The 5,942-nt window shown below is 71.6% G+C and carries 5 protein-coding genes; 1 reads left to right on the plus strand and 4 read right to left on the minus strand.

Annotated elements, in window-relative coordinates:
• Nucleotides 1-409 precede the first annotated feature (409 nt).
• On the minus strand, nt 410-1,924 hold the full coding sequence (locus VF665_RS24520; protein WP_331056124.1) for a multicopper oxidase family protein: 1,515 nt from the start codon (nt 1,922-1,924) through the stop codon (nt 410-412).
• 454 nt (nt 1,925-2,378) lie between these two features.
• Here VF665_RS24520 and VF665_RS24525 point away from each other — a divergent pair, with 454 nt between their 5' ends.
• Complete coding sequence (locus VF665_RS24525) at nt 2,379-2,549, plus strand: hypothetical protein (protein WP_331056125.1); 171 nt, start codon at nt 2,379-2,381, stop codon at nt 2,547-2,549.
• On the opposite strand, the gene VF665_RS24530 is transcribed toward VF665_RS24525, so the two are convergent.
• The 3 genes from VF665_RS24530 to VF665_RS24540 all read right to left on the minus strand — a co-directional run.
• Nucleotides 2,539-3,708, minus strand: a complete 1,170-nt coding sequence (locus VF665_RS24530; RefSeq protein WP_331056126.1) for a 50S ribosomal protein L11 methyltransferase — start codon at nt 3,706-3,708, stop codon at nt 2,539-2,541. The genes VF665_RS24525 and VF665_RS24530 overlap by 11 nt on opposite strands.
• Nucleotides 3,705-4,694, minus strand: a complete 990-nt coding sequence (locus VF665_RS24535) for a hypothetical protein (RefSeq protein WP_331056127.1) — start codon at nt 4,692-4,694, stop codon at nt 3,705-3,707. Before VF665_RS24535 ends, VF665_RS24530 begins: the two co-directional genes overlap by 4 nt.
• A gap of 55 nt (nt 4,695-4,749) precedes the next feature.
• Nucleotides 4,750-5,942: asparagine synthase C-terminal domain-containing protein (locus VF665_RS24540; RefSeq protein ID WP_331056128.1), on the minus strand; the 1,193-nt coding region annotated here is incomplete at its 5' end.

A 5,942-nucleotide genomic window follows, 5' to 3' on the forward strand; every position in this document is an offset into this window, starting at 1 on the left:
CACGGCAACTGCGCCCCTCCCCCGACCCCTGTCCGCGCAAACAGCCGCGCGGAGAGGGGGGAACGGCACCCGGCCCATTCCCGCAAGCGGGCGAGGGGAGCCGTTGGGCGTGGGGTGGCGTGCGGCCGCGGGGTTCGTGCCCGGCGGTTGAAACCGCGCCTCCAAACACACGAAGTCCGCCTGCGCGGACTGCATCCGCGGCACCTGTGTTCGCCTCTTACACCGGGCGATCGATGGGCGTGCAGGTGAAGTCCCCCCGTCTGTTCGGGGGGACTTTCCGCCGTTGTTGCGGCGAATTCATTCGCTCAGCCACCCTCGGCCGCATCGAGCTTCGCCTGCCACGCCGGATCCGGGGTCGGGCCCACTGCCGCGCCGGATCGTCCGCCGGCGCCGTGCCTTTCTCCGTCCCTCAGTGGTGGGCGGGCTGGCTGGAGAACAGCGAGTTGCACTGCGTCTGCCCGTTGGGATCGGCGGGGTCGTCGACGCACACGTTCATCATCATCCCCTCGTCCTCGTGCTGCAGGACGTGGCAGTGGAACACGAACGGGCCCGCCGCGATGGGCTCGAACACAAAGCGGATCACCACCGTGTCGCCCGCCAGCCCGCTGGACGTCTGGTGAACGCCAATGGGGATGTTGTCCCGCAGCCGGCCCTCGTTGGCGGGCTGCCCGTTCACCGACATGACCAGAAAGTCCGTCTGGTGGATGTGGAACGTGTGCAGGTCCGTGGTCCCGTTCACGATCGTCCATTCCTGCACCTGCCCGAACGGAACGAGCACCGGCGGATCGCTGGGCGCGTACTGCTTTCCGTTCACCGCGGCGCCGCCGCCATGCGCGCTGTCGGGGAACGAATAGGTAAAGGTCTGCTGCCCCACGTCCGTGGCGTTCATGAGATAATCCAGCGTGTCCACGAGCGCCGCGTCCACCCCGGCCGGCGCGGGGCGCGCGGCCCGGCGCACCGTGCGCGACCCGGTGCCGATCAGGTAACCCAGCCCCACCGAATCCTGCGACTTGGAAAAGACCGAGTCCGAGTACAGCTCCACCGGCTGGTTGAGCGGTGGGCCGGTCACGATCACCTCGGCGCGGCTCCCGGGCGGCAGGTACAGCGAGTCCATGGGGGTGGCCGCCGCGAGATAGTTGCCGTCGAGCGCCAGCAGCAGCCACTGCACGCCCGTCCCGGTCCGCACGTCGCGCAGCTTGAGGTTTACGAAGTGGTTCGCGCCAAAGTTGCCGATGTGCCACAGCTGCTGCTCGCCGGAGCCCATGGGAAACAGGGCGCACGTGCTTCCGTTGACGTTGAAGACGCTGGCCGAGTCGAAGTTGAACGACATGTCGCGGATGAGCAGCGTGCGCTCGCGCACGCCCTGGAACTGCGGAAAGTAGGTGAGCACGGAACCCACCATGAGCGCGCCGCTCAGGCCGCCGGCCACCTGCGGCCCCGTAACGCCGTGCGGGTGCGGGTGGTACCAGAACATCCCCTGCGTGTGAACGGCCGGCACGGGAAAGTTGTAGGCCTGCGTTCCGCCCCCGTTGGGCGTGCTGATGTGCGTAACGTTGTCGCCGCCGTTGGGGCTGGGCGTAACCACCAGACCGTGCGTATGGAAGTTGGTGTGCGTCACCAGCGTGTCGGCCTCCGACGCCGTGCCCGTCATGTTGTTCACGACGGAAAGCTGGAACTGCTGCCCCGGCTGCATGGTGAGGGTGGGAGCCACGAACTGGCCGTTGTACACGTTGGTCGTGTAGCTGCGGCTTCCGACATTGTAGGTAGCCGGGGCCATGCGCAGCGTGGTGCCCTGCACCGGCTGCTGGGCGGGATCCAGCACGGGGCGGCAGGCGCTGGAAAGCCTGACCTGCGCGGCGGCGCTGGTGGTGAGGAGCCCCGCCGCGAGCAGCGGGGCCATGGCGTGGGGCAGAAGTCGACGCATGTTCATCCGGTGGATCAAAGGGTGTGGCTGTGGAACCGCGGGAGGAGATGGCCGTGGAGGATGGTGCTGGTGCGTGCGCCCGGCCGGGGGTGCCGGGTGAGTTCCACGAACCGGCGTAAAGTACTAATCTGCGGGACGAACTGCAACAGCAGGACGTGGCAGGTCAGGCTTGCGGACGTGGCGCACCGTGGGAAGCCGCCGGACCCGGGCGCGCCCTGCGGCGGAGTTGTCCGGGAGACACGCAGGATCGCCGCTGGACTGCACCGCGAGCGGATGGAATTGTTGTTTGGATGAGGAGCGCGGCGCGTTCCGAAGATTCGCGGCAAAGGAGACGCGAGCGGAGCCGGTGCGGAGGATGCACCCTCCGGATGTGGACGGCGGCGCGGGCGCGGGGCTTGCCGTGGCGGGACGATGCTGCTAAATGTTTACTGCGCGCGTGGCTACACGCGTTCGCGTGATCCTCTACAATCGGTGGCAGACCATGCAGTCCAACAACCCGATCCGCCTTCCTTACAGCACCCCCCGGCTGCGCATCTACGGCGACTTCACGTCGCTTACGCAGACCAACTCGGACCAGAAGAACAAGAACGACGCCACGCAGGGGCAGAACAACCTCAAGACCTGAGGCCGGGCTCCGCTCCCTCGGCAAACAGTTCGCTCAGCTGCCCCGCCCGGGACAGCGCGGACTTCCAGTCGGGAAAGCGGTCCGGGTACCGCCGCTGCAGCTCCGACGCGATCTCGCCCAGCGTCGCCGTTCCGTCCATCATCTCCAGAATGCGCTGATCCACGCGCCCGCGCTCCGCAAGCACGGGCGCAAAGTCGTGCGCCCGCATCCGCAGCGCGCGCATCCCCACCGTTACCCCCTGCAGCGTGCTCTGGCGAAAGCGGAACACGGCGCCGTCCCCGCGGCGGATGTCGGTGTTCCACACCCACACGTACTCGCCCGACGCCAGCCGCGCATCCAGCCGCATGGAGACGCGGTCGCCCTCCGCCAGTTCCACCGGCTGCAGCCAGGGAAGGAACGCGGTGCCGTAGATGGTGCGCGGCCCGTGCGCCCCCGTGGTGAATCCCACTCCCTCCGCCAGGTCCGCGTCGAACCACACCGACACGCCGTGGCCGGTCCCGGCGCGCGCCACGGTCCACTCCATCGTCCCCGTCACGTTGGGGTCCGCGGTGGCGCGGTAGTCCAGCACGGCCCACGTCGCCGCGTCCGCCAGCAATTGTTCGGGGGCAAAGTATACCTTGCCCCAGTCGTTCAGCGCGGCCTCGCGCGCGGCGGACAGGTGAAAGCCGTGGCCGTGCTCCGTCCACGGCGCGGTGATGCGGCCGTACGCCTCCGCGTCCTGCACCGGCGCGCCGCGGATGGTGTCCGTGCGCGGAATCACCACCCCGCCCGGCGCCAGCAGCCGCTCCCGCACGTCCGCCATCGCCTGAATGTTGCCGGCGTGGACGGGAAGGACGCCGCGCAGGTCCGCCACGGCCACGTCCGCCCGCTCCGGCAGCCGCACCTCGGTGCTCACCGCCTGAATGAAGGTGATGCGGTCCGCGTATCCGTTGGCCTGCGCCGACGCCCGCGCGACGTGGATGGCGTTGTTGGGGTCGATGGCGTACACGTGCCGCGCTCCGTAGCGGCAGGCCAGCAGCGCCAGGATCCCCGTTCCCGTCCCCACGTCCAGCACCACGCACCCGGGGCGGACGGTGCGCTCCAGCGCCGCCGCGTAGCTGTCCGTGCGGACGCGGTCCGCCATCATGCTGCCGAAGGAGCGGACGGTGTAGGCGCTCACGCGCGGCGGGGGGCTGGGGTGGATCGATGGCGCACGTCGTCTTCCATCAGTTCGCACAGGCGGGGGAGCCGCGCGGGGTCCGTGTGCGGCACCGCGCGGATGATGGGCACCGCCGCGGCCACCCGGCCGAACACCCGGGCCTCGCGCGCCTGCGCGCCCCGGTCGGGAAACCATCCCACGTACGCGTTGGAGACCAAGGCCAGCATCCCCTCCACCGCGCCCATCGGCTCCAGCCGCGGCGCGCCGGCATCCTCCCGTGGCGCGAGCACGTAGATGGCGCGAAGCGGAAGGGGCGCGGGGTCAAACCCCTCGTCGGTCCGCATGAAGCGCTTGTCCCAGTTGGGCGTCAGCGGGGGGAGCGTTCCGCCGGGACCCAGCACCGTGGGCACCGCGTCCGGCCACAGGCGCAGGTGCGGATACGCGGGCTGCGCCAGCACCACGCCGTCGCGGATGCGGATGGCCAGCACGTCGTCCGCCACCGCGCGGTGCCCCCGCCCCGCCAGCACCGCCGTCGTCGTCGACTTTCCCGCGCCCGCCGGGCCCACGACGGCTACTGCGCGTCCATTGATGGCCACGGCGCCGGCGTGCAGCGACGGCACGCCGCGCATGCGCAGCACCAGCCCCAGCACCGGGCCAAGCAGGTACGTCGCCGCGTCCTCCGGGGTGTAGTGCGGCGGCCAGGTGCACGCGATGCGGGAGGCGGACGCGTCCACCATGTACTCGCAGCCGTCCGCGTACGCCATCCGGAAGCCGCCGTCCGCGCGGCGGTGCACGACAACGGTCGGCTCGCGGTCCATGGACATTCGCGGCGACACGTACCACGGCTCCTCCGCCGCGCCCGTGGCGGCAAACGCGTCCGCGGGAACGCGCCCCATCCACACGCGCACGTCCGCCGGGCCCGCGGCGTCCTCCGCCGGCAGGTCCGGAAGCCCGGGCTCCACCTCCACCGTCATCCCGTACAGCCGGTAGCGCCGGGTGTTGCTCACGAGGGGCGGCTCCCGGACGGATGGGGATGACGGATGGCGCGCGGTGGATCAATCATCATCCGCGCATGGTGGCGAGCCAGAGGGAGAGCGCGAGCGGGCGAAGGTCCGTGTGCAGCGAGGCGGACCGGTCCGGCGACGCGCCGCCAGTGAAGGACGGCACGCGGTCCAGGTCCACCCACGGCAGAACCTCCGGCCCGGCGCGGAGGCCGCCGAGCCACCCGTCGCCCAGCGCGCGGGCGCGCACCGCGAGCGGGTCGCCGGCCACCGGCGTCTTGGGCCGGTTCAGCACCGCCGCGGGAAGCCGGCCCCGCATGGCGATGCGCAGCAATCCCTTGTCATTGTACCACTGCGCGGGGGGGATGGACAGCGCCAGTTCCACCAGCCGCAGGTCAAAGAACGGGTGGCGCACCTCCACGGGAACGCCGGTGCTCCCCGGGTCCCACAGCGCGCCCAGCACGGGCCAGAAGGGGCTCCCCAACTGCCGCGCCGCCTCCGGCCGCAGGGGATGCGGGGAAGGCGTGCGCCGCTCTTCCGCCCACCGCGCCAGGCGTTCGGAAAGCGACACCCGCCGCGCGAAATCCGCGTCGATCCACGCGGGCGCGGACGCCGCCTGCACGTGCGCGCCCGCCCGCTCCGCGCGCCAGGTGCGTACGCCGGGGCGCGGCAGGCGCCCGTGCCAGCGCACGTACACGGCGGCTTCCGCGAGCGCGCGAACCGGATGCCCGCCCGCGGCCAGCCGCGTGAGGCGCGACGGCGTTTCGCGCAGCAGCGCGTCGCCGCCCTGTCCCGTGAGCAGAACCGGGGCGTGCTGCGCCGCCGCGCGGTACTGGTCCGCCTCAATGGCCAGCAGCGGCGACGCGGAGGGCTGGGGCCGCCGCAGGTCCGGCGCGCTCCACCGGCCGAAGGGCGCGTAGTCGTCCACCGCCAGGAGCGCCTGCGGAATCCCCAGCGCCTTTGCCGCCATCGCCGAGTACGCCGGCTCCTCGTCCCGCATCAGCCGGGCGTGGTGGGCGGTAAAGGCGCGCAGCTCGGTGGACCGGTCGCCGCGGTCCACCAGTTCACGCCACGTGGCGGCCAGCGCGGTGGAGTCGCGCCCGCCGCTCAGCAGAAGGGATGCGCGATCCGCGGGGAGCCGGTCCGCCACCGCGTCGCGCAGCAGGGCGCGGAACCGCTCCCCGTACTCCGCCGGCCGCAGCCGCAGCGGTTCGGGCTCCGGCACGCTCCAGAAGCGGCGGATGGCCACGCGGC

This window comes from Longimicrobium sp. (assembly GCF_036387355.1).
In the GTDB taxonomy this organism is placed as follows: domain Bacteria; phylum Gemmatimonadota; class Gemmatimonadetes; order Longimicrobiales; family Longimicrobiaceae; genus Longimicrobium.